This window comes from Frigoribacterium sp. AC759 (assembly GCF_979256015.1).
In genome coordinates this window covers 1-25,624 of record NZ_CEEDMT010000009.1, presented here as the reverse complement: position 1 = coordinate 25,624, position 25,624 = coordinate 1, and the positions used below count along the sequence as shown (strand labels likewise).

The window sequence follows — 25,624 nt, the reverse complement described above, 5'->3', positions numbered from 1 at the left end:
CGTCAGCTCCCGGTCGCGACCGCCGCACCCCCGGCGGTGCCCGTCAGGGTCCAGTCGAGGCCGCCGCCGATCGGCGCTCCCTCGTCGGGGACGGCGACCACGGGTGTCCAGCGCAGACGCGCGCCGTCGGGCAGATCGAGCCCGCTCGCCCCGCGGACCGTGAGCGTCAGCGTCCGACCGTCGTCGCTCGGCACGCCGTCCGTGGCGGTGATGCTGCCGGTGGCGGCCCACGACCGGCCGGGGAGGCGCAGTTCGGTGACCAGCGCCTCCTGCGATCCGGAGAACACGGTGCCCGCAGGGGCCGTGAGCACGAGCTCGGTCTCGAGCGACGTGACCCGGTCCACCGCCTCCATCGTGACGGGGATGGCGGTCGACGAACCGCGGCTCAGCAGCACCGTGCCGTTCGCCGGCACGGCGGAGATCGAGCCGTCGGGCGCGGTCGGGACGGAGTCGACGGCGGTCAGCCGGTCGTCGACCACCCGGTAGTGCTGCGTCCTCGCGTCGTTCCGCCCGACGGGGCTGTCGGCGTCCCAGCGCGACATGCGACTGCCCGCCTCCCGGTGGCGGATCGTGATGTACCAGTCCTCGCCGACGGAGGTCCCGTCGAACGCCGCCGCGGCGGCATGGGCGGTGTCGCGCCCAGCGATGGAGAAGGAGCTCTGCTCGCGACCCCTGGCGTCGTACACGGTCGCTCCGACGTACTCGTCGGCGCCGAAGTCCGAGTGCGCCGTGTAGGTCGTCCCCGCCGTCATCCGGAGCTCGTCGGTCGTCGGCTCGAGGGCGAGGGTCGCGACGACGCGGTCCTGCCGGCCCCTGAACTGGAAGGAAGAGCCGGGGGTGACGGTCACCGGCGTCGAGAGGACCTCGCGGACGCCGGTGTCGTTCACGGCGGTGAGACGTGCCGCGCCCGCGCCCGTGCCGACACCCGCCGCGTCGAGGCTCGTGCCGAGCACCTCGACCTCGCCGGCGCCGTCGGAGTCGCGGAGGTCGCGCGTCGTCGGCGGTGTCACGAGGGCGCGCTGACCGAGGGTGACCGACTCGTCGACGGCGTCGAGCGCGCCCACCGGGACGGTGTACGCGGGCACCGCGCGCTCGACGACGGGCTCGGTCGACAGCCGGTTCTCCCAGATCGGGTTCTGCAGGGGCGGCAGCTCGGCGAGGGCGGCCTTCGTCTCGTCGTCCAGAGCGAAGCCCCACTGTCGGAAGTACTCCGAGAGATCCCGGTCGGCGACGCGCGACGTCGTCACCGCGAACAGCTGCCGCTGGGCCTCGGCGCCCGAGGGCTGCTGCTCGCCCAGGGCGCGCATGACGCGGTACTCCTGGTTCACCCGGGGGTAGAAGTCGTCGCCGAACGCCCGGCGCAGCTGGTCGTAGAGGAAGAGCCGAGTCCAGACATTGCCCTCCGACATGTACACCCGCTCCTCGACCGGCTGCGCGAAGAACGAGTCGAAGCCGCCCACCATGCGGTCGAGTCGGTTCGGCCACCCGTTGCTCGATTGGATGTGGAGGGGCGAGAGGTTGACGAGCACCTCGCCCTGACCGGCCCAGTTGAAGGTCGGGGTCTGATAGGTGTGACCGATCTCGTGCCACCAGCCCCACTGGTCGTCTGCGGAGGCACGGAAGAGGTCGCCTGCGGCCCCCGTCCGGACGGGGAAGTTCACGCGCTCGTGCGTCGCGCTCGCGTAGCCGCCGCCGGTGTCCGGCGCCGCGACGTAGATGCGGTGACCGGACTTGCGGGCGAGTCCGGTTCCGTCGTCGCGCAGACCGTAGGTGCGGTTCGTGACCTCGATGGCGTGGTCGAGTTCGGCGACCCGGGTCTCCATGTCGACCCGGACGATCACCGTGCCCGTCGCATCGGTCTGGAAGTCCCCGAAGAAGCGGTCGCCGATCACCTGGACGAACGGGGCGTCGGCGAGGCGCGTCATCTCGGCTCGCAGCGCCTCGTTCGTGGTCTGACCGGCGATGAACACCGGGACGGGGCGTCCGCCCTCGACGATCACGTCGGCGGAACCGCCCTCGACGGTGCTGGTCAGGTGCACCATGCCGTCGAGGGGTGCGGTGATCGTGTTCACGCCCGGGGTGAGCGCGCTCGACCACTGGCCGCGGTCGGCTCCGTCGTTGTACGCCGCGTGCGGCCCGAACAGGCCGATGGCGATCGACATGGCGGGGGCGTCGTCGGGGACGGTCACGGTCAGGGTGTCGCCGTTCGACGCGAAGCGCCCGGTCGGCTGGCGGTCGCTGTGGCGCATCGACCGGTTCTCGCGGCCTTGCGCCTGGCTCGCGGAGCCGAGCCCGTGGACGAGCACGGTGGTCGACGCGTCGTCGTCGCTGAGGCGGATCGAGGTCGGACGGGGGCCGCCGGGCACGGCGTCGGACAAGAGCGTCGCCGCGGTCGCGGCCGACGCCGACGCCGAGGTCGCGGCCGCGGCCGGATGCGGGCTCGACGCCACGACCAGTGGGGCGGCGAGGGCGAGCACGAGCCCTGCGGTCAGAGCGTTGCGCAGGCGGAGCGATGTCATGAGGGTCCTCGGTTCGGGGCGTCGGGACGCCGGATCTGAACAAGACCTCATGTTACATCACATATTACATATGCAGAAATGTCATCATGGGCGCAGCAGCGCGCCCGCATCGCCCACGAATCGATCCACCTGCTCGGGCGTCGTGTCGAACGAGCACATCAGGCGGACCTCGCCGGAGGCGCGGTTCCAGTCGTAGAAGCGGTGCAGCTCGCGCAGGGGCTCGACCGCGTGCCGGGGCAGCACCACGAACACGGCGTTCGCGTCGACCGCCTGCGTGATCGTGACTCCGGGCAGGTCGGCGAGGCCGGACGCGAGTCGGGTGGCCATGGCGTTCGCCTGCGTCGCCGACCGCAGCCACAGGTCGTCGTCGAGCATCGCCAGGAACTGCGCCGAGACGAACCGCATCTTCGAGAGCAGCTGCGCGTCCATCTTGCGGAGGAAGACCAGGCCGGCCCGCGCCTCCTCGGTGAAGGTCACGATCGATTCGCCGAGCACGAGGCCGTTCTTGGTGCCGCCGAACGAGACGGAGTCGACGCCGACGTCGCGGGTGATCGCCCGCAGGGGCACGCCGAGCGAGGCCGCCGCGTTGGCGAGGCGGGCGCCGTCGAGATGCACCCGCATGTCGAGCGAGTGCGCGTGGTCGGTGATCGCCCGCAGCTCGTCGGGCGTGTAGACGGTGCCGAGCTCGGTGCTCTGCGTGATGGTCACCGCGAGCGGCTGGGGGCGCTGCTGGTCGCCGCGGCCGTGCGCCTGGCGGTCGATCAGCTCGGGGGTGAGCTTGCCGTCGGGCGTCGGCACGGTCAGCAGCTTGATGCCGCCGAGGCGCTCGGGGGCGCCGCCCTCGTCGGTGTAGACGTGGGCGGTCGTCGCGCAGATCACGGCGCCCCAGCGGGGCGTCAGCGCCTGCAGCGCGGCCACGTTGGCGCCCGTGCCGGTCAGCACCGGGTCGATCGAGGCGCCCTCGCCGAACTGCTCGACGACGACCTCGGCGAGCCTCCGCGTGTAGGGGTCGGCGCCGTACGAGCCGACGTGGCCGCCGTTCGCGTCGATCAGGGCCTGCAGCACCTCGGGGTGGGCCCCCGCGTAGTTGTCGGAGGCGAACGAGTGGGCCGAGGGGTCGTGGAGTCGCGTCACCCCTCCATCATCGACCACCGCGGGCCGAGGAGGCGCGGGTCGGCCATCGACGTGAGCCTCCGTCACGTGTAATATCCGTATGTCACATACACCGAGGAGACCCATGGCGTCGCGAATCCATCTGTCCGCACCCGACATCGGCGAGGCCGAGCGCGACGCCGTCGACCGCGCGCTCCGCTCGGGCTGGGTCGCACCGCTCGGCCCCGAGGTCGACGCCTTCGAGCGCGAGGTGGCCGACCGGGCCGGGGCGGGTCACGGCGTCGCCCTGTCCTCCGGCACGGCGGCCCTCCATCTCGGCCTCCGCGGTCTCGGCGTCTTCCCGGGCTCGCTCGTCGTGACGACCTCGTTCACCTTCGCCGCCACGGCCAACGCCGCCGTCCACGCCGGCGCCGTGCCCTACTTCGTCGACTGCAGCCCCGAGACCGGCAACCTGTGCCCCGATCTGCTCGACGAGGCCCTCACGGCGCTCGCCGCTTCGGGGAAGGCCGTCTCGGCCGTGCTGCCGGTCGACATCTACGGGCAGGTGGCCGATCTGGAGCGCATCGGCGCGGTCGCCGAGGCCCACGGCGTGCCGGTGCTCTGCGACAGCGCCGAGTCGTTCGGGGCGAGCCGCCACGGGCGTCCGGCGGGCTCGTTCGGCCGCGCCTCGGCTGTGTCGTTCAACGGGAACAAGATCATGACCACCTCGGGCGGCGGCATGCTGCTGACCGACGACGCCGAGCTCGCGGCCGATGCGCGGCGCGTAGCGAGTCAGGCGCGCCTCCCGGTGGCGCACTACGAGCACGACGAGATCGGCTACAACTACCGGCTCAGCAACGTCCTGGCGGCTCTCGGTCGGGCGCAGCTCTCCAGACTGGGCGAGATGATCGCCCGGCGGCACGCGATCCGCGAGCGATACCGATCGCTGATCGCCGGTCGACCCGGTGTGCGACTGCTGCACGACGGCGGGCTCGACGCCGGGTCCGACGCCGGCCTCACCGCCGGCCACGCCGGCCACGCCGACAACGCCTGGCTGACGTCGCTCGTCTTCGACGACCCCGCCGCCGTCGCGATCGTCGGAACCGCCCTCGCGGCGGATGGGATCGAGACCCGCCGCCTCTGGAAGCCCCTGCATCTGCAGCCGGTGTTCGCGTCGAACGGGCAGCTGGTGACGGGGGCTGCGGAGTCGCTCTTCGACCGGGGCCTCAGTCTGCCGAGCGGCTCCGTGCTCGACGACGACGATCTCGACCGGGTCTGCTCCCGCCTGTCGGCCGCTCTCGATGCGGCGGGTGTCCGTGCGTGACGGGGCGCCGACGCGTCGCGCCTCCCCGAACACCCGGCCGGCCGGGGTCTCGCGTGCGGGCTGGCGCTCGCGTGCGGCCTGGCGCTCACGTCCTGCGCGGGTCGCGCGGCGGGCGTTCGAGGCGACCACCGCCTCCCTCGCACTCGTCGTGCTGTCGCCCGTGCTGCTCGTGACGGCCGCGGCGGTCGCCCTGCGGCTCGGTCGCCCGATCCTCTTCCGTCAAGACCGTGCGGGTCGAGACGGCCGGGTCTTCCGACTCTGGAAGTTCCGCAGCATGCTGCCCGTCGATCCGAGCCGGGGGCTCGTCTCCGACGCCGACCGTCTGACGCGGTTCGGTGCTCTGCTGCGGTCGACGAGCCTCGACGAGCTGCCGGGTCTCGTCAACGTCGTCCGGGGCGACATGGGTCTCGTCGGCCCGCGGCCCCTGCCGCCGATCTACCTCGACCGCTACACCCCGCAGCAGGCGAGGAGGCACGAGGTCGCCCCCGGGCTGACCGGGCTGGCGCAGGTGGCCGGCCGCAATGCGATCCCGTGGGAGGACCGCCTCGCCCTCGACGTCCGCTACGTCGACGAGGCGTCCCCGCTGCTCGACGCGCGGATCCTCCTTCGGACGGTGCGCGTGGTCCTGTCGCGCGAGGGGGTCTCGGCCGACGGCGTCGCGACGATGACGGAGTTCCGGGGGGCGGCCGAGCGCACGGCCTGACCGCGTCGCCTGCCGTCTGCACCAAGATGGGTGCATGGGCGGAGTGCTGATCGGGTTCGGGATCATCGGGGCGGTGATCGCCGTCGGCTACGTCGTCGGCCGCATCGACCTCCTCGGGCCGCAGGGGCACCACGTGCTGTCGCGCATGGTGTTCTTCGTGCTGACGCCCTGCCTGCTGTTCACGACGATCTCGCAAGCCGACGTCCATCTGCTGTTCTCGCGCCTCCTGGTGGTCAGCGCCGCCGCGTCGCTCGTCGCGGCCGTGATCTCGGTGCTGGTGCTGAAGCTCGTGCTGAAGAGGTCGGCGGCCGAGACCGCCATCGGGACGATGGGAGGCGCGTACGTGAACGCGAACAACATCGGTCTGCCCGTCGCCACCTACGTGCTGGGCAGCGCCACGTTCGTCGCGCCCGTCCTGCTGTTCCAGCTGCTGGTGCTCACGCCGATCGTGCTCGCCGTCATGGACACCGCCACCAATCGCGGCAGCAGCCTCGGCCGGACGATCGCGCGGCCGTTCACGAACCCGCTGCTGATCGGGTCGGCCCTCGGCGTCGTCGTCGCCGTGACCGGGTTCGAGATCCCCGAGGCCGTGATGCAGCCGTTCGTGCTCGTCGGCGGCGCCGCGGTGCCCGTGGTGCTGATCTCGTTCGGCATGTCGCTCGTCGGGTCGCGACCGCTGCAGGCCCGGGAGGGTCGCGCCGACGTCGTGCTCGCGACCGTGCTGAAGCTCGGCGTGATGCCGCTCGTCGCGTGGCTGCTGGGTGCGTTCGTCTTCGGCTTCGAGGGGCACGAGCTGTTCGTGGCGGTCGTGCTGGCCGGGCTGCCGTCGGCGCAGAACGTCTTCAACTACGCGCAGCGCTATCGGACGGGGGTGGTCGTCGCCCGCGACACGGTGCTCGTCACGACCATCGTCGCGGTGCCGGTGCTCGTCGTCATCGCGGCGCTGCTCGCGTAGCCTGCGCCCCCGATCAGAAGATCATCGGCCGATCGTCGTCCAGCTCGGTGTCGAGGTCGAGGTCGACCACGACGGGCACGTGGTCGCTCGGGGCGTCGCCCTTCCGCTCGTCGCGGTGGATGGCCGCCGAGGTCACGAGGTCGGCGAACGCGCTCGAGCCCAAGATGAAGTCGATCCGCATGCCCTCGTTCTTCGGGAACCGGAGCTGCTTGTAGTCCCAGTAGGTGTAGCCCTCGGGGATCCGCGGGCGGACGACGTCGGTGAGGCCGACCTGCTCGAACCGGGCGAAGGCCTCGCGCTCCGGAGCGCTGACGTGCGTGCTGCCCTCGAAGACCGACATGTCCCAGACGTCGGCGTCGAGAGGCGCGACGTTCCAGTCGCCCATCAGGGCCAGGGGCAGATCGGGCTTCTCGGCGAGCCATGCCCGGGTCTCGGCGGCGAGCTTCGCCAGCCAGTCGAGCTTGTAGTCGTAATGGGGGTCGCCGAGCTCGCGGCCGTTGGGCACGTAGAGGCTCCAGAGTCGGACGCCCTCGACGGTGACGCCGATGGCGCGGGCCTCCTTCGGCTGATCGGGGCCCTCCTGGCCCTTCGCGAAGCCGGGCTGCGAGGGGAAGGTGATCTCGACGTCGTCCATCGGCAGGCGGCTGGCGAAGGCCACGCCGTTCCACTGGCTGAGGCCGTGCAGCTCGACCTCGTAGCCCGCCTCGCGGAACGCGTCGAACGGGAACTGCTCGGGCTTGCACTTGATCTCCTGCAGGCCGACGACGTCGATGTCCTCACGCACCAGCCAGTCGACGACACGGCCCACTCGGGCGCGGACGGAGTTGACGTTCCAGGTGGCGACTCGCATGCCGACCACGCTACCGGGGAGGCGCGGTGCCGGTCCCGTGCCGCCGCCCCCGTGGTCGACAGGAGGCCGAGCCGGTGCCTGTGGAGGGGTCTGCCGTACCATTGGGCGCGTGACCGACGCACGCACACAGCTCATCGACTTCATCGGCTCCGAAGCCGTCTTCCACGGCGACTTCACTCTGACGAGCGGCAAGAAGGCGACCTACTACATCGACCTCCGCAAGGTCAGCCTCGACCACCGGGTCGCTCCGCTGATCGGCCGGGTCATGGTCGACCTCATCGACGAGGTCCCCGACGTCTTCGCCGTCGGCGGTCTGACCATGGGCGCCGACCCGATCGCCGCCGCCGTGCTGCACCAGGGCGTCGCGCTCGGCAAGGACTACGACGCGTTCGTGGTCCGCAAAGAGCCCAAAGACCACGGGCGGGGCAAGCAGGTCGAGGGCCCCGAGCTCGCCGGCAAGCGGGTCGTCGTGCTCGAAGACACGTCGACGACCGGAGGCTCGCCGCTCGCGGCCGCCAGGGCGCTCGAGGCCGTCGGCGCCGAGATCGCCGCCGTGGCCGTCGTCGTCGACCGCAGCACCGGCGCCCGCGAGGTCATCGAGGCCGCCGGCTACCCGTATCTCGCCGCCATCGATCTCGACGATCTCGGGTTGCGGCCGTGACCGACGAGGCCACCGGTCGCGACGCCGACGATGCCGAGCGCGACCCCGCCGACTGGCTCGCCGCGCAGTTCGGTGGCCCCGAGCCCGAGCCCGAGCCCGAGCCCGAGCCCGAGCCCGACGACACCGAGCAGCCCGAACCCGTTCCGGAGGCGGCGGCGGAGCCGGTGACGGAGCCGTCAGAGCCCGAGCTGCAGATCCGGCCCGCGATGTCCCCCACCCCCGCGACTGACCCCGAGCCCTCGTCGCCCAGCGCCGTCGACGCGTCCGTCCCGGTGGTCCCCGTCGTGCCGCGCCGCGCACCGTCCCTGCCCGTCCCCCCGGCGCCGACCGACGAGTCGACCGTCTCGCGCAGCTCCGGGCACCCCATGGCGCTCGATCTCGCGGCGCTGCGCCGGGCCGCCTCGGCCGAGCCGACCCCGACCGAACCTCCGTCCGACGCCTCTGAGGCTGCGGCCGACGAGCGCGAGGCCCCCGCGGTTCCGTCTCGCGAGCAGCAGCCCCCGCACGAGACCCCCGCGCCCGCATCGTCGCCGGCCCCCTCGGCTCCTGCCGATCCTCCGCGCTCTCCGTCCACGGACGAGCCGGGCCCGTTCACCGCGATCCTCACGACTCCGACTGCTTCCGACCTCGCCGCCGAGCCGCGCACCTTCGACTGGAGCGCGCTGCCCTCCGAGCCCGAGCCCGAGCCCGAGCCGGGGCCTGAGCCTGAGCCGGAGCCCGAGCCGCACCTCGAAGACGACCTGCCGCCGACGCAGGCGCACGACATCGTGACCTCCGACGCCGAGACCCGGGCGTTCACCTTGCCCGCCGACGACCGCCCCGAGGAGGAGCGGGTCGTCGACCACGCCCCTCCCGTCGTCGATCCACCCGAGCCCGCACCCCTGAACGAGACCCGGGCGCTGCCGGTGCCCGACGCCCCCTCCGGCACTCCGCCGGAGCCTATGGTCGAGGCGGCACCCGACCCCGAGCCCGCGGCCGAGCCTGCACCCGAGGCCGAGGCCGAGGCCGAACCTGCACCCGAGCCCGAGCCCGCGGCCGAGCCTGCACCCGAGGCCGAGGCCGAGGCCGAACCTGCACCCGAGCCCGAGCCCGCACGCGATCCCACACCCGAGCCCGAGCCCGAGCCCGCACGCGATCCCACACCCGAGCCCGAGCCCGCATCCCGTCCCGAGTCCGTCCAGACCCCCGGCCGCGACTCCGACGCGGCCCCCGTCGGCGCGACGACGCCGGCCGCCGCCTCGTCGGCCGACCCCTGGTGGGTGGAGGAGCACCACGAGATGACGCGCCGCGAGCGACGTCTCGCCGAGGCGGCGGGTCAGCTGCCCCCGCCGGCCGTGGCGCCCGCGGCGACTGCGCCCGAACCGGCTCCGCGCGACGCCGCAGGCGATCCGTCGCCCTCCGACCGCGACGACGAGTACGAACCGACGTTCACCGAGATCCTCGGCATCGTCCGCCAGCCCGTCGCCGAACCGGACTCCGCCGAGACCCTGCCTGCCGGTTCGTGGTCGCTCTCCGACGAAGTCGACCCCGTCGATTCCGACGACTCGGAGTCCAGCGCGAGGCGAGGCGCGCACGACCCTTCCGAGCGTGGGCAGCACGACGTCGTCGACGACGAGCCGGCCGACGACGCCGCGACCTCGGTCCTGCCTCGCCGGGCACGGTCGACGCCGTCCGATGCGCCCTTCGTCCCGTTGTTCGGCGACGACGACGAGCCCGGGCCGAGACGTCGCGGTTCGGCGGCGCCGGAGCCCGAGTCCGACCCCTTCGCCGGCTTCTCCGCCCCATCCGGGTCGTCGGCCCCGATCGACGAGCCCGGTCCGAGGAGGCGCGGTGACGAGACCCGGCCGCGCCGCACCTCCTCGGGTGGCGGCATCGAGACGTGGCCTCGCGAACGCAAGATCCTGCTGGGGGTGGCGGCCGGTGTCGTCGTCGTGCTCGCCCTGCTGGTCCTGTTCCTCCTCGTCGGATCGGCCTTCGCCGCACCCGAGGCGGCCTCCACCGGCGGCCCGGCGGTGCTGGCCGCCATCGCGTCGGACGCGATGATGCGACCCGAGGCGGTGGTCTCGGCCCTGCTCTGAACCGGCCGCCCTCCGGGCCGACCGGTGCGCCTCACCGAAAGTGAGGATTGATATTGTGAAATACATGTACCACGGGTAGCATGATGGTCGGAGCACAGCCGTGCTCCTCGACCCCGTGAGGACACATGAACGACACCGACCTGCTCACCCTCGCCGCCGATCTCGTCGACGCCGAGCCCGGCTCCGTGGCACTGACCGACCGCCTCTCCGACATCGGCTGGGACTCCCTCTCCAACGCGATGTTCATCGCTGAGGCCGACTCCGCGTGCGGTGTCGTCGTCGACGCCGAGGCGCTGGCTCGTTGCGTCACGCTGGCCGACGTCCAGGCCCTGACCGCACCCGTCATCGCGTGACCGGGGGTCTCGATCCCGTCGAGACGCGTCGTCGCCTCGTCCTCGTCGGCGCCGGCGGGGCCGGCCGCGAGCTGCTCGCCATGGTGCGGTCGTCGCCGAGGTTCCTCGCCGACCAGCGCATCGACGAGGTCGTCTTCATCGACGACTCCGGCGAACGACCCGGGTCTCCGGCACCCGTCGTCTCCACGATCGACGCGTACGTCCCCGACTCCTCCGACCTCGTGCTGTGCGCGATCGGCGAGCCGCGGTCGCGGGCGTCCGTGGTCGAGCGGCTCGATGCCGCCGGGGCCGTCTACGCGACCTTCGTCCACGACACCGCCGTCCTCCTCCCGGGGTCGAGCATCGGCGAGGGGTCGGTCGTCTATCCGTTCGTCGTGGTCTCGACCGATGTGACGGTCGGGGCGCACGTCTGGCTCCAGACGTCCGCCGCCCTGGGTCACGACGTCGTCGTCGGCGACGTCGCCACCGTCAGCGGCGGGGCCGCCCTGCTCGGCGGGGTGACGGTCGGCGACCGGGCGTTCGTCGCCACGGGCGCCATCCTGCGCCCGGGCGTCGAGGTCGGCGCCTCTGCCCGCGTCGGCGCCGGCAGCGTCGTCCTCCGCCGGGTCCGCCCCGGGTCGACGGTCTTCGGGGTGCCGGCCGTGATGCTCCCGGGGGCGGCGCGATGAGCACGACCCGCGCCTCCTCGGCTCCCTTCCGCTACGCCGCCCTCGGGCCGGTCGCGTCGTTCGTCCCCCCGCGGGTCGTCGACAACGACGAGCTGAACCGCGAATTCGCCCCCGAGAACATCGACCGCCTCGCGGCGAAGACGGGCATCGTCAGCCGCCACGTGGTCGACGGCGAGACCTCGTCCGACCTGGCCGTCGGCGCGGCCGAGCGTCTCTTCCGCGAGCACGGCGTCGATCGCGACGACGTCGACTTCCTGCTCCTCTGCACGCAGAGCCCCGATTTCACCATGCCGTCGACCTCCTCTCTCGTGCAGCACCGGCTCGGTCTCCGGAACCATGTGGGCGCGCTCGACCTCACCGTGGGCTGCTCGGGCTACGTCTACGCCCTCGGGGTCGCGAAGGGCCTGATCGAGTCGGGGCAGGCCCGGACGATCCTGCTCGTGACCGTCGATACGATCTCGCGCTTCATCAACCCGGCCGACCGGCAGCTGCGGTCGCTCTTCGGCGACGGCGCCAGCGCCTCCCTCGTGACGGCGTCGGCGGAGGCGCCGGCCCTCACCGGTTTCGCCTACGGCACCGACGGGTCGGGGGTGGAGCACCTGATCGTCCCCGGTGGCGGGTTCGCCGACCCGTCGGTGCTCGCTCCGAAGTCGCTGCCGGCGGCCCGCGGGTTGACGCCGTCGGGGCGCGACCTCTACATGAACGGCCCCGAGGTGTTCACGTTCTCGCTGCGGGTGGTCCCGGAGGTCGTCGACCGCTCACTCGAGCTGGCCGGCTTCACGATGGACGACATCGACGTGTTCGTCCTGCATCAGGCGAACGCCTTCATGCTCGAGACCCTGCGCAAGAAGCTCGGCATCGATCCGGCCCGGTTCGTCGTCGCGATGCACGACGTGGGCAATACGACGTCGTCGTCCATCCCCCTGGCGCTCGAAGCCGGGCTGGCGAGCGGGCAGGTGTCCCGCGGGCAAAAGGCCCTGTTCGTCGGGTTCGGCGTCGGCCTGTCCTGGGCGGCGGTGGTCGTCGACCTCTGATCCGCCGTCGAGCGGGCCGAGCAGAGGGTCAGAACTCCGACGGGACGACGTCGGATTCGACCGGCTCGGCCCGCACGAGCTCGTGCACTCCGGTCAGGATCTCGTTCGGCCTGAAGGGGTACCGCTCGATCTCGGCCTGGTCGCTGATGCCGGTCATCACGAGGATGGTGTGCAGGCCGGCCTCGATGCCCGCCATGATGTCGGTGTCCATCCGGTCGCCGATCATCGCCGTGTTCTCGCTGTGCGCGCCGATGCGGTTCATGGCCGACCGGAACATCATCGGGTTCGGCTTGCCGACCACGTACGGCGACTTCCCCGTCGCCGCCTGGATCATCGCCGCGATGGCCCCGGTGGCGGGCAGCACCCCCTCGGCGCTCGGTCCGGTCGCGTCGGGGTTCGTCACGATGAAGCGCGAGCCGCTGCGGATCAGTCGCACGGCCTTGGTGATGGCGTCGAACGAGTAGTTGCGCGTCTCACCCACGACGACGTAGTCGGGGGCGGTCTCGGTCATGATGAACCCGGCCTCGTGCATCGCCGTGGTCATGCCGGCCTCGCCGATCACGAACGCCGAGCCGTTCGGCATCTGCGAGCGGCAGAAGTCGGCGGTCGCGAGCGCGGACGTCCAGATGCGCTCCTCGGGCACGTCGAGCCCCGAGGCCCGCAGCCGGGCCGCGAGGTCGCGCGGTGTGAAGATCGAGTTGTTCGTCAGCACCAGGTACGGGGTGCCCTCGTCCTGCCACTGCTGGATCAGTGCGGCCGCCCCCGGCAGAGCATGGTTCTCGTGCACGAGCACGCCGTCCATGTCGGTGAGCCAGCATTCGACTTCGTCGCGGGTAGCCATGCGGCCACCTTACTGAGGTGCCCCCGGCTCCCGCCCTCGCCATCACGACGCGACGTTCCAGGAGCTCAGGAGGCGCGCCTCCTCGACGCGGACACCCGTACCCTGGCCTGATGCCCCAGGACGACGCCTCCGACCCGACGCCGGCCGATGCCCTGCAGCCCCTGCACGGCGTGGGGCCCTGGCCGGGCGGCGAGTCCGACTGGCCCGTCGACGAGCGCTACGACGTCGAGCTGCTCCGCGACGGCGACTCCCGCAACGTGATCGACCGGTACCGGTACTGGACGATGGAGGCGATCGTCGCCGATCTCGACGAGCACCGCCATCCCTTCCACGTGGCCATCGAGAACTGGCAGCACGACATGAACATCGGGTCGATCGTGCGGAGCGCGAACGCCTTCGCCGCCGACACCGTCCACATCGTCGGTCGGCGGCGGTGGAACAAGCGCGGGGCGATGGTCACCGACCGCTACCAGCACGTGCTGCACCACCCCGACGTCGCGTCCTTCCTGGCGTGGTCGCGGGAGGCCGGGCTGCCCGTCCTGGCGGTCGACAACGTCGAGGGATCGGTGCCCATCGAGACGTTCGACCTGCCCGAGCGCTGCGTGCTGCTCTTCGGTCAGGAGGGCCCGGGTCTCAGCGACGAGGCCATCGCGGCCTCCGACGCCGTGCTCGAGATCTCGCAGTTCGGCTCGACCCGCAGCATCAACGCGTCGGCGGCGGCCGCCGTGGTCATGCACGCGTGGGTGCGTCGACACCGGTTCTGACGCCCGCTGCGCCCGCGAGGTCCGCGGCGCTGGCGAGGTCCGCAGCGCTCGCCGGGTCTGCGGCGCCCGCAGCGCCCGCCGCGCTGAGGTGCCCGAGGAGGTGCTCGGCGGCCCGATCCCAGACGTCGCGGTGATCGAAGCGCTCGGCCACCGAGGCTGCGGCGGCCGTGGCGAGGGCCGAGGCGACTCGCCGATCGGTCAGGACGGCGCGGAGGGCGTCCGCGAGCGCGACGTCGTCCCGTCGGGGGACGACGAGCCCGGTGACGCCGTCTCTCACGACCTCGGCGAGGGCCGGGGCGTCGCTCACGACGACGGGCACCCCGGCGCAGCTCGCCTCGAGCACGACCGAGCCCAGCCCCTCGCGGTGCGAGGGGAGGCAGAACGCGTCGAACGCGGCCAGCACCTCGGACGCGTGGTCGACGGGACCGTGCAGGGCGAACCCCTCCTGGCCGAGCAGCCGACGGGTCTCGGGCGGGAGGTCGGCCAGGCCCTCGTCGGGGCCCACGATCACGAGGTGCGCGGCGAGGCCCTCCCGGCGGAGCCGGTCGACCGCCGAGACGAGCTCGACGAGTCCCTTGTCGACGGAGGCCCGCCCGACGAAGCCCACGACGAGGTCGTCGTCGTCGAGGCCGTGCGCCGACCGGACGGTGCGCCGCCGCTCGGGGTCGCGACCCGCCGCCTCGAAGCGCTCGACGTCGACGCCGCCCACCGAGCCGTGGCCCAGCACGGTCGTGCGGCCGGTCGGGATGCCGAGCTCGCGGCAGACGTCGACGAGGGGGCGGCTCACCGCCACCGTCTCGGTCGACAGCACGGCCACGAGGCGCTCCGCGAGAAGGCTGATGCGACGGGGGAGACCCGTCTGGGTCTCGAGCCGCAGCCCGTGCAGCACGTGGACCCGTCGGGGCACCCGAGCGATCGTCGCCGCCAGGGCCGTGACCAGCGAGGCCTTGGGAGTCCCGTAGACCACGACGGCAGGGCGAAGACGCAGCAGCAGCCTCGTCGCCGCCCCGAGCGCCTTCACGTCGTCGACGGGAGCCGGCTCGCGGACGAGGGGGAGCGCGTGCGTCGCCACGCGCTCCCGGCGCCCGACCGCCGCCAGACGGCCCGTGTCGGCGGAGGCGACCGCGAGCGGGCCGACACCTCGCGCGATCCAGCGCCGCAGCTGACCCGCGTAGAGCACGTCGAGGCTGCCGTCGGCGGTCGTGACGAGCAGCACGCCCCGGCGCGGACCCCGCGTCAGCCGGGAGGGGAGGTACCGGGGGCGGCGGAGGCCCACGTGACGCACGAACTGGGCGGCGATCCACACCGCGTCGCGGGCCCGCTGGGCCGCCGGCGGCGAGCCGAGCGCGGCCGCCAGTCGGCGTCGGCCGGCGAGCACGCTGCGGGTCGCCGGGCCCCACGGCGGAGTCCGCCGACTGTGCTGCCCGTCGTGCACGCGGTAGGAGATGAGCGCCTCGGGCACGTTGTCGATCGGGCCGACGGTCGCAAGGCGGAGCCACAGGTCGTAGTCCTGCATGCGCGTGCAGCGCGTGTCGTAGCCGCCGACGCGGTCGAACGCCGAGCGGCGGTAGGTCGTGGCCGAGTGCGTCAGGGCGTTCCGCGTGAGCAGCAAGCGTCGGAGATCGGGCCCGGTGGGGGCGACGAGGTGCCGGAGGGGTGCCCCGTCGGCGTCGACGACCGTGACGGACGACCCGAGGGCCACGAGCTCGGGTCGCGACGCGAAGGCCGACATCTGTCGCGCGATGCGCTGGGGCTCGGCCAGGTCGTCCGCGTCGAGGCGGGCGACGAACTCGCCGTGCGATGCGGCGATCCCCGTGTTCAGGGCGACGGGCGTCCCGCTCCGTCGCTCGAGGCGGACCACGAGGAGGCGCGGGTCGACCGGCAGGTCGCTCTCGTCCCCCGTCGCCCCGTCGAGCACCACGACGACCTCGAGCCGCGACCACGTCTGGCCGAGCGCCGACGAGACCGCTTGGAGCAGATGGTCGTCGACGGCGATGGCGGGGATGACGACGGATACGAGGGGCTCGTGGGGCTCGGACATCATTCTCCAGTCGGATCAGCAAACATGAGATACTTTACATGAAATACTGCTGATCGGAAGGGTCAGGCGATCAGCCCCGTCGCCGGATAACCTGATCCGCATGCCCTCTCAGAATCTCCTCGGTGTGCCCGAGACGCTCCTGCCCGCCGAGCCCGAGGTGCTGGCCGCCCTCGAGACCATGAGCCGCGCCGAGGTGGCGGCCGCGCATCCTCGGTCGTCGCTGGCCTGGGCTCTCCTGTCGGACGAGACGGAGGCGCGAGGGGCCCATCTCGAGGCCTACGCCTACGCACGGGTCGGCTACCACCGCGGACTCGACGCCCTCCGCGGCGCCGGCTGGCGCGGTCAGGGGCCCGTCCCGTGGAGTCACGAGCCCAACCGCGGGGTGCTCCGCTCCCTCTACGCGCTGCGTCGGGGCGCGGCGGCCATCGGCGAGACCTCCGAGGTCGAGCGCCTCGCGACCTTCCTGCACGACGCCGACCCGGCGGCCGTCGACGGCATCGAGTCATGAACAGCCCCATGTAATATTCTTCGGTTGCTATATCGTCTGTGCTTAGATCGTCCCAGACTCCCCACGAGGGGGCGTCGAGAGGGGCGTTGACATGAGCAGCACAGTCGTGGTCGTCGGGCAGGGGTACGTCGGGTTGCCCTTGGCCATGCGGGCGGTCGAGGTCGGGTACCGGGTGGTCGGCGTCGATCTCGACCTGGATCGCATCGGCGGTCTCCTGGCGGGTTCGTCGTACGTCGACGACGTCACCGACGAGGCCCTGCGGGCGGCCTCCGACTCGGGTCGCTACCGGGTCACCGCCGACTACGACGAGATCGGCGAGGCCTTCGACGTCGCGGTCATCACCGTCCCGACGCCGCTCCGAGACGGGCTGCCCGATCTCTCGTTCGTCGAGAGCGCCTCGAGGTCGTTGTCGGGGCGACTGCGGCACGGCGCCACCGTCATCCTCGAGTCGACGACGTACCCGGGCACGACGGAGGAGCTCGTGGTGCCCCTCCTCGAGCACGGCTCCGGGCTCCGCGCCGGGCGGGACTTCCACGTCGGGTACAGCCCCGAGCGCATCGACCCGGGCAATCGCAAGTGGGGCTTCGTCGAGACCCCCAAGGTGGTCTCGGGCATCGACGCCGCCTCGCTGGCGGCCGTCACGCGGTTCTACGACGACCTCGTCCTCCGCACGGTCCCGGTCTCGGGCACCCGCGAAGCCGAGCTGACGAAGCTCCTCGAGAACACCTTCCGCCACGTCAACGTCGCGCTGGTCAATGAGCTCGCCGTGTTCGCCCACCGCCTCGGCGTCGACGTGTGGGAGGCCATCGACGCGGCCTCCACGAAGCCGTTCGGCTTCATGCGCTTCACCCCCGGCCCGGGCGTCGGCGGGCACTGCCTGCCGATCGACCCGAGCTACCTGTCGTGGCAGGTGCGTCGCCAGCTGGGTCAGCCGTTCCGGTTCGTCGATCTGGCGAACGACGTCAACGAGCACATGCCCGACCACGTCGTCGAGCGGGTCCAATCGATGCTCAACGACTGCTCTCGATCGGTCCGCGGGTCGCGCGTGCTGCTCGTGGGTCTGGCCTACAAGAAGAACTCCGGCGATGTGCGCGAGGCGCCGGCGCTGAAGATCGCCCAGTCCCTGCTGCAGCAGGGCGCCGAGGTCGTCGCCGTCGACCCGCACGTGCACGAGCGCTACTGGCCCGCGGGCATCCGCCGGGTCGATCTCGTCCGCGACGTGGTGGCCGAGGTCGACGCCGCCGTCGTCGTCACCGATCACGACGGCGTCGACCTGTCGCTCCTGCACGGCGTGCCCACCTTCGACACCCGCCACGTGCTGACGGGCGACCACGTCGTCGCCCTCTGAGGCGGGCCGTGAGAGTCCTCTACTACGGCGTCCACGACGTCGCGTACCCCCGCAACGCGCGCATCCGCGCCTACCTGGCCGATCGATTCGGTGCGCAGATCACCGTCGTCGCCCGCCGGCGGCACGGCTCGCGCCTCATCCGGGCGCTCGCCGACGCCCGGGGTCTCTGGCAGGGCTCCCGTGACGCCGACGTCGTGGTGCTGGCCGAGATGCGGACGACTCATGCGCCGTGGGCCTGGCTGGTGGCGAGAGCACGGGGCGCCCGCCTCGTGGTCGACCGCTTCATCGGGCTGCACGAGACGGCGGTGCTCGACTGGGGGGGCGTCCCGCCGAGATCGGCACGGGCGCTGCGGCTGCGACTGCTCGACCGGCTCGCCGTCCGGCTCGCCGACGTGGTCCTCATCGACACGGAGCCCCGCGCCGAGGCGCTCCGCCCCGTGGCCGGGCCGACGCCCGTCGTCGCCCTCCCCGTCGGGGCCCCCGCCTGGGCCCGTGATCTGCCGCCGCCCCCGCCCTCGGATGTCCTCCGGGTGCTCTACTACGGCAACTACATCCCCCTCCACGGCACCGAGAGGGTCGTCGAGGCGCTCGCCCTCGTGCGGCGGCGACGCCCGGTCGAGCTGATGCTCGTCGGGGGAGGACCCCGCCGCGACGGCATCCGCCGGCTCGTCGAGCGGAACGGTCTCCGCGCCTCCTGCCGGTTCGTCGACCCCGTCGCCGAGAGCGAGCTCCCCGCCCTGATCGGGCGGAGCGACGTGGTGCTCGGCGTCTTCGGCGATTCGCCCAAGGCGCTCTCGGTCGTCGCCAACAAGGTCTGGCAGGGCCTCGCCTGCGGGCGGACGGTCGTCACGCAGCGCAGCGCGGCGCTCGACGAGCTGCAGGCGGTGGTGGGGCCGCTGCTCGTCCAGACCGAGCCGGGCGACGCCGCCTCCCTGGCCGCCGCGTTGATCGACGTGGCCGAGAGGCGCGGGCGCCCGAGCGGCACCGGCGCCGTCGCAGCCTCGGCGATCGCTTCGGACGAGCGAGCCGCACCGATCGCACCGGCGCTCGAGGCCCTCGTCGCACGCGGGTTCGCTCGACTCGACGCCCACTTCGGCGCGCACCTCGGCGAGCGGGCGCACCGGGGCGTCCCGGGCGTCGGACGGTGAGGCGCCTCGTCGGGCACCTGACGACCCTGCTGCTCTACGGCGCCTCGCCCGTCGTCGTCGCACTCGCCCCGTTCGCCGTCGTCCCGGCCGTGACGACGCGTTTCGGGGCCGACGGCTGGGCGGTCTGCGCCGTCGCCCTGTCCGTCGGGGCCGCTGTCGCCGTGGTCGCCGAGCTCGGCTGGGTGGTCGTCGGCCCGCAGCGCGTCGCGCGCGATCCGCAGAGGCACGCCGAGATCCACCACGACGCCCTCGCCTCTCGCCTCGTCGCGCTCGCCGTCCTCGCGCCCGTCGCGGTCGTCACCGTGACGCTGCTCGTCGACGAGCACCGCGGGGCGGCGGTGCTGCTGACCCTCGGCGTCGCCGGTGGTGCGCTCAGCCCGACCTGGCTCTTCGTGGGTCTCGGTCGACCGGGGCTGACGCTGCTCTGCGAGGCCCTGCCGCGGGTCGTCCTCGCCCTGTCGGCTGCCGGGGTCATCGCCTTCGGCGGGCCGCTCGAGGCGTACGGCCTCGCCTCGCTGCTCGCCGTGACGGTCACGCTGGTCGCCACCGCGCGGGCGGCGGGCGTCCGGGTCGCACCGGCCCGCGAGCGTCTGCTGGCCGTGCCGTCGATCGTCCGCGGGCAGCTCGTGGTGACCGCCGGGCGGGGTGTCACCGCGCTGTACAAGACCCTGCCGGCCGCGCTGCTGCAGGCAGTCGCGCCCGGCTCCGTGGCCGCCTTCGCCGCCGTCGACCGGCTGGCCCGCGCGGGGCTCGGCATCGTCGCGGTCGTGCCCCAGCGACTCCAGGTCTGGGTCGGCTCGCCCGACGAGACGGTGGCCGCGCGCCGCACGGTCGCGTCGCTCGTCCTCAACGCCGGCCTGGCCGCGGCGTCGGCCGTCACGGTGCTGACGGCCATGCCGCCGGTCGTGGCGGTCGTCTTCACGGGTGCCGTCACGGTCGAGGGGTCGGCGGTCGTCGCGACGGCGCTGCTCGTCGCCCTGACCTGCCAGTCGAGGGCGTTCGGGCTCGCCCTCGTGACGCTCGACGCGGTCCGCACGACGACGACCGCGGCGACGGCCGCCGCCGTGGTCGGCGTGACGGGCGTGCTGTGGGGCGGAGCGGTCGGCGGTGCGACCGGCGCCCTCGCGGGTCTCGCGGCGGCCGAGGCCGTGGCGATCGGGGTGCAGGCGGCGGTGGTGGTGCCCCTCCTCGTCCGCGCGCACCGCGCCTCCTCGGGGGCCGTCGCGTGAGCGGGATGCCGGCGACCGGGCCGGGTGTCATCGCCGCGGGGCTGATCGTCCTGGCCGTCATGGTGGTGGGGGCTCTGCTCGTGCCCTCCGCCGCACGCCGGGGCGCCCTCCTCGTGGTCGCCCTCGGGCTGCTCGTCGGCACGGCGTCGTCGGCGGCCCCCGAGGGCGTCCGCACCGGGGCCGTCCACGGCGCGATCGTGCTGCTGGCCGTCGCCGCGGTGCTGCCGGGGGCGCCCGTGGGGCGGCGAGGCGGCATCGTGGTCGGGCTGACGGGGCTGTCGTTCGGCCTCGCCCTCGTGACCACCGCCGTCGGCTACCCCGAGGCCATCGGTCTGACGGTGCGCGTGGGCCTGCTCGCCGTGGGCGCAGCGTGGTGCCTGCTGCGCGTGACGGAGACCGACCTCCGAGTGCTCGGGGTCGGCGTCGTCGTGCTCGGCCTGCTCGAGGTCGCGCTCGGTGTCGTCGAGTTCGTCACGGGCGACCCGGTGCCCTGGGGGCTGCGCCACCGCGACGTGAACGCGTACGTGCTGGTGAACACGCTCCTGCCCGGCGGGCTCGAGCGGGTCCAGGGCACGCTCGGGCACCCCATCCCCTACGGGGTCGTGCTCTGCGTGGCCTTCGTGGTGACGATCACCGCGCGGCGCCGCGTCCCCGGCCCGGTCAGGGTGCTCGTCGGCTCGGCCCTCGTCGCCGGGATGCTCCTCTCGGGCAGTCGCAGCATCGTGCTCGCCGCCGTGCTCGCCGTCGCGGTGCTGATCGTGTCGGCCACCGAGGGGCGCGGGGTCGTCCGTGCCGCGGCGGCGCTCCTCGGGGTCGTGGTCGTCGTCGTCGTGTTCGTCGACGAGCTCGGTGTGGCGTCCGACCGGTTCCTGTCGTCCGGTTCGTACGAGAACCGGGCCGGGACCCTGCGATCGGTGCCGCGCCTCCTCGGTCGCCCGTTCGCCGAGGTCCTGTTCGGCAGCGGCGTGGGCACGGTCGAGCGGCTCTACGACGAGGGGCTGTTCCCCCAAGACGGGTTCTGGGTGCTCGACAACCAGCTCGTCACCACCCTCGCCACGCAGGGGGTGATCGGCGTCGCCCTGATGATCGCCGTGCTCGTCGTCGCCCTCGCGACGCGCGATCCCCTCGCCCGGGCCCTCTGCGCCGTCTTCGTCGGGATGCTCGTGACCTTCGACTACGTCTTCTGGCCTTCCATGACCGTCCTCGCCGCCGGGGCGACGGCGCTCGCGGGCCGACCGACCGTGCCCGACCCCCGCCGACCGGAGAGCATCGCATGACACCCACCCGCCACCCGTCCCGTCGTCCTGCCGCCGCGATCCCGGGCGGCCCCCTCGGCCCGTCCGGGCGGCGCCCGCGAGTCGCGGTGATCGGGACTCGCGGCTACCCCAGCCACTACGGCGGGTTCGAGACGGCCGTCCGCCGACTCGCCCCCGCGCTCGCCGACGCCGGGTGGGACGTCACCGTCTACGGTCGACCCGGGGCGACGAGCGCCGATGGCGCCGACCCGCGCATCCTGCGCCGCGAGACCCGAGGTCTCGAGACCCGGTCGCTCAGCACGCTGACCTACGGGTTGACCGCGATCGTCGATGCCGTGCGGAGGCGCCCCGACGTCGCCTTGGTGATGAACTGCGCGAACGGCTTCTGGCTGCCGCTGCTGCGCTGGCGCGGGGTGCCGACGCTCGTCAACGTCGACGGCATCGAGTGGGAGCGCGCCAAGTGGGGTCGCGTCGCTCGCGCGGTCTTCCGCGGCGGGGCGGTGGCGACGGCGCGCTGGGCGGACCGCATCGTCTGCGACGCCCGCGAGATCGAGCGCCGCTGGCTCGACGAGTTCGGGGTCGACGGGGTCTTCGTGCCCTACGGAGCCGACGAACCCGACCCCGTCACCGCCGAGCTGTCGATCGCCGACGCCCACCTCGAGCCGGGCGGATACGCGCTGTTCGTCGCCCGCTTCGTCCCCGAGAACACGGTCGCGGAGTTCGTCGCGGCGGCCGAGGTCGTCGCTCGCCGGCACACCGTGGTGATCGTCGGGTCGAGCGGCTACGGCGGCGAGCTCGACGACCGCGTGGCCGAGCTGGCGGCGCGCTCGCCGAAGATCGTGCACCTCGGGCACCTCCGCGACGACCGCCGTCTCTTCGCCCTCTGGCGGAACGCGGGCGTGTACTTCCACGGGCACAGCGTCGGCGGCACGAACCCGGCACTCGTGCAGGCGATGATCTGCGGCGCCCCGGTCGTGGCCCGCGACACCGTGTACAACCGCGAGGTGCTCGGCGCGGCCGGCGTCTTCGTCGCCCCCGAGCCCGGCGCGATCGCCCTCGCCGTCACGGATCTGCTCGACGACCCCGGGCGACGGGCCGAGCTGGGCGAGGCGGGGCGGCGGCGGGCCCGGAGGCACTACGCGTGGAGCGACGTCTGCGCCGCCTACGAGACCGAGCTGCGCGCCCTCCTCGGCTGAGTCGGCTGAGTCGGCTGCGTCGGCTGAGTGGGCGGGGACGGCTGTGTCGCTGGCGTCTGGCGGGCCGAACCCGACCGCGCCGGTGGGCTTGGGCGTGCCGAACCCGACAAAACGGTGCCGAAACGCTCCTCATCGCCCCCGAAACCGCCTTCAGACGCCGACTTGGTCGCGATTTGCACGCACGAGGTGGAGGAGACGGGGCGAGGTGGAGGAGGCGGCGGGGCGTGTGGCCGGGCTCAGGACGGCGCGGGGCTGGGCTCCTCGGTCGCGCGGGGTGGGCGCGGCTCCGAGGCCGCGGCACGCTTCCGCCCCTGCGGCCCGGCGGACCCGTACCCGTACCCGTACCCGTACCCGTACCCGTACGCCTGCGGCCCGGTCGCGGGAAGCATCGTCGCGACGACGCCGAACGACGTCGCGTCGAGGGCCGTCAGCATCTCGAGGGCGGCGGTCAGCTGCCCTCGGGTCGATCGGCCCGCCGCGGCCACGACGATCGCACCGTCGGCGAGGCGGCTCAACACGGCTGCATCGGTGACCGGCAGCAGCGGCGGGGCGTCGAGCAGCACGTGGTCGTAGTGCCGCGCGAGCTCGGTGAGCAGATCGGCCATGCGGTTGCTCCCCAGCAGCTCGCTCGGGTTCGGCGGCAGCGTCCCGGCCGGCAGCACGTCGAGTCCGCCCCGCCCCCACGGCTGGACGGCGTCGGCGAGACTCGCCTTGCCGAGTAGCACGTCGGAGACCCCGACGACCCCCTCGAGGCCCAGCACGTCGGCGAGCCGAGGCAGGCGCAGGTCGGTGTCGACGACGATCACCCGCGACCCGGTCTCGCTGAGGGCGATCGCGAGGTTCGCCACGGTCGTCGTCTTGCCCTCGGCGGGCAGTGCGGACGTGACGACCAGGCAGCGCGCCGTCCGGTCGAGGCCGATGAACTGCACGCTCGTCCGCAGCGAGCGGAACGACTCGGCATGCGGGCTGCGCGGGTCGGCGGCGACGACCAGAGGTCTCTGCTCGGCGTCGCGGTCGAAGCCGAGCGCCCCGAGGAGGGTGCCGCCGGTGACCGCCTCGATGTCGGCGCGACTGCGGATCCGCGTGTCGAGACGGGCTCGGAGCGCCGCGGCCGCGACGCCGACGGCCAGGCCGGCGAGGCCGCCCAGCAGCACGTCGACGGCGAGGTCGGGGCTGGACGGCGCCGTCGCGACCACCGGGGGAGCGAGCGTCTCGACCCCGACGAGACTCGTGCCGCCGGGCGCGGGGGTCTCGAGCTCGTCGACGACGACCGTGCGGAAGCTCTCGGCGATCGCCCCGGCCAGACTCGCGGCCCGTGCCGGGTCCGCGTCGACGACCGTGATGCGGATGTTCACGGTGTTCACCGGGGTCTCGGCGGACACCTGCGGGGCGAGCGACGAGAGGGTCGTCCCGTCGTCGAGCTCGTCGACGACGGGCTGCAGCACCCGCGGGCTCGTCGCGACGCCGACGTACGACTGCACCCTCTGCTGGGCGGCGGCGTTGCCCTGGACGAGTTCGCCCGCCGTCGTGGCCGCCGCAGAACGGACCGACACGAAGAGGAGGGTCGACGACGTGTAGAGCGGGGTCGTCAGCGCGACGACGGCCGCGCCGGCGGCGACGCCGACCAGTGTGATCGCGACGACGAGCAGGGCGGACCGGCGCAGGGCGCCGACGAGGTCGAGAAGCGTCATGAGCCTGTCGTCCGTTCGGTGGTGGGGTGGAGGTGCGGTGCCAGTGCGCGCAGCCGCTGCAGCGCGTGGTCGAGGGATCGCTCGATGGTCAGCTCGGAGGCGTTCGCGTGCACGTGGTCCGAGACTCGGCGCCGCAGATCGGCGTCGCCGCGGAGGTCGCGGACGGCGGAGTCCCACGCGTCGTGGTCGCCGAGGGGCAGCACGAATCGCCGCCGGAGCTCGGGATCGACGTACAGGGCCGGTGCCGCGCCCGTCCCGTCGCTGAGCAGCACGGGCACGCCGGCCGACGCGGCCTCGACCGGACTGCGGCCGAAGGCGTCGCGGTACGAGGACGTCACGGCGATGCCGGCGTCGCGCCAGAGTCGTTCGGCCGGCAGCCAGCCGACCCAGTCGAGACCGGGGATCCGTCGACGGCGGAGTCCGTCTTCCAGCGGACCGGAGCCGTGGAGGCGCGCCGGACCCCCGACGCGGCGCACGAGATCGAGGTACTCGCCGGGCCCTTTCTCGACCGAGAGCCGACCCGCCCAGACGAGCGGCCCCTCCTGATCGCCGTGGCTCGTGCGGGGGAGACCGGGTACGCCGGCGGGCACGATCGCGGGCACCCGCGCCCTCGACACCTGGCCGGCGAGCAGCGGGGAGGTCGCCCAGACGTCGTCGAGGGTGCGGAGCGCCCTGGACTCGAGGGCGGTGAGCAGCCGTCGACGGAGACCACGCTGCTCGCCCGCCGCGGGCCAGGGCAGACCCCGCACCCAGGCGACCCGCGGTGCGTGGCGCAGGGCGCGCGACGCCGCGACCACCATGTCGCTCTGCGGCACCAGCGACACCACGACGTCGGCCCGTCGGACGTCGGGGTCGGCGTGCACGGCGCGATGCACCTCGCGGAGCACGTCGACGCCGTGGCGCACGAGCATGGTCTCGGTGACCCCCGGGGCGTCGATCGGCGCCCCGGCCGCGTCGGGTCGCATGCCGAGGAGGGCGGTCCAGGGGAGACCCCGCGCCCGGGCGGCCGCGACGAGGTCGTGGGCCGAGCGGTGCACCCCGCTCCGGGCCATCAGCGGGGCGGCGACGAGAGCCACCCTCATCGGGGGTTCCGCGCGACCGTCGCCGGGGCGAGGGCGCCGAGGACGGTCTCGGCCTTGAGCCGCCAGGTCGCCTCGCGGGGGATGGTGGCCGGGCGGCGGGCGACGCGGGGGCCCGACCGATGCCAGTCGCCGATCCGTTCGGCGTGCCGATCGATGGGGAGGACGGCGACCTCGTCGAGGCCGCGGCGATCGCAGCCGTCGACCGGGGTCGTCAGCACGGGCAGTCCGGCCGCCCGGTACTCGTAGGTCTTGATGATGTCGCCCCCCACCTCGCCCCCGCCGC

Annotated in this window: 22 protein-coding genes and 1 pseudogene; 15 read left to right on the top strand and 8 right to left on the bottom strand. The window is 73.3% G+C overall.

All coding sequences use genetic code 11. From position 1 onward, the window contains the following. Positions 1-2 precede the first annotated feature (2 nt). On the bottom strand, positions 3-2,519 hold the full coding sequence (locus ACZ6JE_RS08845) for a M60 family metallopeptidase (RefSeq protein ID WP_464318721.1): 2,517 nt from the start codon (positions 2,517-2,519) through the stop codon (positions 3-5). 84 nt (positions 2,520-2,603) lie between these two features. Further along, the gene (locus ACZ6JE_RS08840) at positions 2,604-3,653 is read right to left on the bottom strand and encodes a threonine aldolase family protein (RefSeq protein WP_243213894.1); all 1,050 of its coding nucleotides are present in this window, start codon (positions 3,651-3,653) and stop codon (positions 2,604-2,606) included. A gap of 103 nt (positions 3,654-3,756) precedes the next feature. Here ACZ6JE_RS08840 and ACZ6JE_RS08835 point away from each other — a divergent pair, with 103 nt between their 5' ends. From ACZ6JE_RS08835 to ACZ6JE_RS08825, 3 genes are read left to right on the top strand one after another with little or no spacing between them, the layout of a single operon-like run. Continuing rightward, positions 3,757-4,935 (top strand): DegT/DnrJ/EryC1/StrS family aminotransferase, encoded by a 1,179-nt coding sequence (locus tag ACZ6JE_RS08835; protein ID WP_464318720.1) that lies wholly within the window; start codon positions 3,757-3,759, stop codon positions 4,933-4,935. Continuing rightward, a complete protein-coding gene (locus ACZ6JE_RS08830; RefSeq protein WP_320479448.1) occupies positions 4,922-5,638 on the top strand; it encodes a sugar transferase in 717 nt (238 codons plus the stop codon). The genes ACZ6JE_RS08835 and ACZ6JE_RS08830 overlap by 14 nt, the downstream gene beginning before the upstream one ends. A 34-nt stretch (positions 5,639-5,672) precedes the next feature. Next, positions 5,673-6,593 (top strand): AEC family transporter, encoded by a 921-nt coding sequence (locus ACZ6JE_RS08825; RefSeq protein WP_192061573.1) that lies wholly within the window; start codon positions 5,673-5,675, stop codon positions 6,591-6,593. A 13-nt stretch (positions 6,594-6,606) separates the two neighbouring features. Here ACZ6JE_RS08825 and ACZ6JE_RS08820 read toward each other — a convergent pair whose 3' ends face one another. Then, positions 6,607-7,443 carry an exodeoxyribonuclease III gene (locus ACZ6JE_RS08820; RefSeq protein WP_464318719.1) on the bottom strand — a complete coding sequence of 279 codons (837 nt, stop codon included), beginning with the start codon at positions 7,441-7,443 and terminating at the stop codon, positions 6,607-6,609. Positions 7,444-7,552: 109 nt separating this feature from the next. On the opposite strand from ACZ6JE_RS08820, the gene pyrE reads away from it, so the two are divergent. The 5 genes from pyrE (at position 7,553) to ACZ6JE_RS08795 (ending at position 12,237) form a co-directional block, all read left to right on the top strand. Beyond that, positions 7,553-8,104 carry an orotate phosphoribosyltransferase gene (gene pyrE / locus ACZ6JE_RS08815; protein ID WP_320479449.1) on the top strand — a complete coding sequence of 184 codons (552 nt, stop codon included), beginning with the start codon at positions 7,553-7,555 and terminating at the stop codon, positions 8,102-8,104. Further along, entirely contained in the window at positions 8,101-10,182 is a 2,082-nt protein-coding gene (locus tag ACZ6JE_RS08810) for a hypothetical protein (RefSeq protein ID WP_464318718.1), read from the top strand. The genes pyrE and ACZ6JE_RS08810 overlap by 4 nt, the downstream gene beginning before the upstream one ends. Positions 10,183-10,307: 125 nt before the next feature. Beyond that, positions 10,308-10,535, top strand: coding sequence for an acyl carrier protein (locus tag ACZ6JE_RS08805; protein WP_243213886.1), 228 nt, complete (start codon positions 10,308-10,310; stop codon positions 10,533-10,535). Next, positions 10,532-11,203, top strand: a complete 672-nt coding sequence (locus ACZ6JE_RS08800; protein ID WP_320478121.1) for a NeuD/PglB/VioB family sugar acetyltransferase — start codon at positions 10,532-10,534, stop codon at positions 11,201-11,203. Before ACZ6JE_RS08805 ends, ACZ6JE_RS08800 begins: the two co-directional genes overlap by 4 nt. After that, complete coding sequence (locus ACZ6JE_RS08795; protein WP_320478122.1) at positions 11,200-12,237, top strand: ketoacyl-ACP synthase III; 1,038 nt, start codon at positions 11,200-11,202, stop codon at positions 12,235-12,237. The genes ACZ6JE_RS08800 and ACZ6JE_RS08795 overlap by 4 nt, the downstream gene beginning before the upstream one ends. 28 nt (positions 12,238-12,265) lie before the next feature. On the opposite strand, the gene ACZ6JE_RS08790 is transcribed toward ACZ6JE_RS08795, so the two are convergent. Further along, positions 12,266-13,078, bottom strand: coding sequence for an HAD-IIA family hydrolase (locus tag ACZ6JE_RS08790; RefSeq protein WP_192061566.1), 813 nt, complete (start codon positions 13,076-13,078; stop codon positions 12,266-12,268). Positions 13,079-13,188: 110 nt separating this feature from the next. On the opposite strand from ACZ6JE_RS08790, the gene ACZ6JE_RS08785 reads away from it, so the two are divergent. Further along, positions 13,189-13,842, top strand: a complete 654-nt coding sequence (locus ACZ6JE_RS08785; protein WP_192061565.1) for a TrmH family RNA methyltransferase — start codon at positions 13,189-13,191, stop codon at positions 13,840-13,842. Here the strand turns inward: ACZ6JE_RS08785 and ACZ6JE_RS08780 are convergent. Beyond that, positions 13,808-15,883, bottom strand: coding sequence for a glycosyltransferase (locus tag ACZ6JE_RS08780; protein ID WP_464318717.1), 2,076 nt, complete (start codon positions 15,881-15,883; stop codon positions 13,808-13,810). The two genes, ACZ6JE_RS08785 and ACZ6JE_RS08780, sit on opposite strands and share 35 nt — an antisense overlap. Before the next feature lie 100 nt (positions 15,884-15,983). On the opposite strand from ACZ6JE_RS08780, the gene ACZ6JE_RS08775 reads away from it, so the two are divergent. From ACZ6JE_RS08775 to ACZ6JE_RS08750, 6 genes are all read left to right on the top strand, one after another. Next, a complete protein-coding gene (locus tag ACZ6JE_RS08775) occupies positions 15,984-16,391 on the top strand; it encodes a DUF3151 domain-containing protein (protein WP_192061563.1) in 408 nt (135 codons plus the stop codon). A 91-nt stretch (positions 16,392-16,482) separates the two neighbouring features. Next, positions 16,483-17,739 carry a nucleotide sugar dehydrogenase gene (locus tag ACZ6JE_RS08770; RefSeq protein WP_192061562.1) on the top strand — a complete coding sequence of 419 codons (1,257 nt, stop codon included), beginning with the start codon at positions 16,483-16,485 and terminating at the stop codon, positions 17,737-17,739. Between the two features lie 8 nt (positions 17,740-17,747). After that, a complete protein-coding gene (locus ACZ6JE_RS08765) occupies positions 17,748-18,887 on the top strand; it encodes a glycosyltransferase (protein WP_464318716.1) in 1,140 nt (379 codons plus the stop codon). After that, a complete protein-coding gene (locus tag ACZ6JE_RS08760) occupies positions 18,884-20,116 on the top strand; it encodes a hypothetical protein (RefSeq protein WP_464318715.1) in 1,233 nt (410 codons plus the stop codon). Before ACZ6JE_RS08765 ends, ACZ6JE_RS08760 begins: the two co-directional genes overlap by 4 nt. Continuing rightward, on the top strand, positions 20,113-21,393 hold the full coding sequence (locus ACZ6JE_RS08755) for a hypothetical protein (protein WP_464318714.1): 1,281 nt from the start codon (positions 20,113-20,115) through the stop codon (positions 21,391-21,393). The genes ACZ6JE_RS08760 and ACZ6JE_RS08755 overlap by 4 nt, the downstream gene beginning before the upstream one ends. Beyond that, positions 21,390-22,568 (top strand): glycosyltransferase, encoded by a 1,179-nt coding sequence (locus ACZ6JE_RS08750; RefSeq protein WP_464318713.1) that lies wholly within the window; start codon positions 21,390-21,392, stop codon positions 22,566-22,568. Before ACZ6JE_RS08755 ends, ACZ6JE_RS08750 begins: the two co-directional genes overlap by 4 nt. A 236-nt stretch (positions 22,569-22,804) precedes the next feature. Here the strand turns inward: ACZ6JE_RS08750 and ACZ6JE_RS08745 are convergent, their stop codons facing one another. The 3 genes and pseudogenes from ACZ6JE_RS08745 to ACZ6JE_RS08735 all read right to left on the bottom strand — a co-directional run. Beyond that, the gene (locus tag ACZ6JE_RS08745; protein ID WP_464318712.1) at positions 22,805-24,259 is read right to left on the bottom strand and encodes a tyrosine-protein kinase domain-containing protein; all 1,455 of its coding nucleotides are present in this window, start codon (positions 24,257-24,259) and stop codon (positions 22,805-22,807) included. After that, complete coding sequence (locus tag ACZ6JE_RS08740) at positions 24,256-25,341, bottom strand: glycosyltransferase family 4 protein (protein WP_464318711.1); 1,086 nt, start codon at positions 25,339-25,341, stop codon at positions 24,256-24,258. Before ACZ6JE_RS08740 ends, ACZ6JE_RS08745 begins: the two co-directional genes overlap by 4 nt. Next, a pseudogene (locus ACZ6JE_RS08735) lies at positions 25,338-25,624 on the bottom strand (hypothetical protein); the annotation flags it as partial. The pseudogene ACZ6JE_RS08735 and the gene ACZ6JE_RS08740, both read right to left, overlap by 4 nt.

Bases quoted from the DNA above. Each gene is read 5' to 3' on its own strand.
- ACZ6JE_RS08845 (WP_464318721.1), bottom strand. From the start codon at position 2,519: ATGACATCGCTCCGCCTGCGCAACGCTCTGACCGCAGGGCTCGTGCTC.
- ACZ6JE_RS08835 (WP_464318720.1), top strand. From the start codon at position 3,757: ATGGCGTCGCGAATCCATCTGTCCGCACCCGACATCGGCGAGGCCGAG.
- ACZ6JE_RS08825 (WP_192061573.1), top strand. From the start codon at position 5,673: ATGGGCGGAGTGCTGATCGGGTTCGGGATCATCGGGGCGGTGATCGCC.
- ACZ6JE_RS08820 (WP_464318719.1), bottom strand. From the start codon at position 7,443: ATGCGAGTCGCCACCTGGAACGTCAACTCCGTCCGCGCCCGAGTGGGC.
- ACZ6JE_RS08805 (WP_243213886.1), top strand. From the start codon at position 10,308: ATGAACGACACCGACCTGCTCACCCTCGCCGCCGATCTCGTCGACGCC.
- ACZ6JE_RS08795 (WP_320478122.1), top strand. From the start codon at position 11,200: ATGAGCACGACCCGCGCCTCCTCGGCTCCCTTCCGCTACGCCGCCCTC.
- ACZ6JE_RS08790 (WP_192061566.1), bottom strand. From the start codon at position 13,078: ATGGCTACCCGCGACGAAGTCGAATGCTGGCTCACCGACATGGACGGC.
- ACZ6JE_RS08785 (WP_192061565.1), top strand. From the start codon at position 13,189: ATGCCCCAGGACGACGCCTCCGACCCGACGCCGGCCGATGCCCTGCAG.
- ACZ6JE_RS08780 (WP_464318717.1), bottom strand. From the start codon at position 15,883: ATGTCCGAGCCCCACGAGCCCCTCGTATCCGTCGTCATCCCCGCCATC.
- ACZ6JE_RS08775 (WP_192061563.1), top strand. From the start codon at position 15,984: ATGCCCTCTCAGAATCTCCTCGGTGTGCCCGAGACGCTCCTGCCCGCC.
- ACZ6JE_RS08770 (WP_192061562.1), top strand. From the start codon at position 16,483: ATGAGCAGCACAGTCGTGGTCGTCGGGCAGGGGTACGTCGGGTTGCCC.
- ACZ6JE_RS08750 (WP_464318713.1), top strand. From the start codon at position 21,390: ATGACACCCACCCGCCACCCGTCCCGTCGTCCTGCCGCCGCGATCCCG.
- ACZ6JE_RS08745 (WP_464318712.1), bottom strand. From the start codon at position 24,259: ATGACGCTTCTCGACCTCGTCGGCGCCCTGCGCCGGTCCGCCCTGCTC.
- ACZ6JE_RS08740 (WP_464318711.1), bottom strand. From the start codon at position 25,341: ATGAGGGTGGCTCTCGTCGCCGCCCCGCTGATGGCCCGGAGCGGGGTG.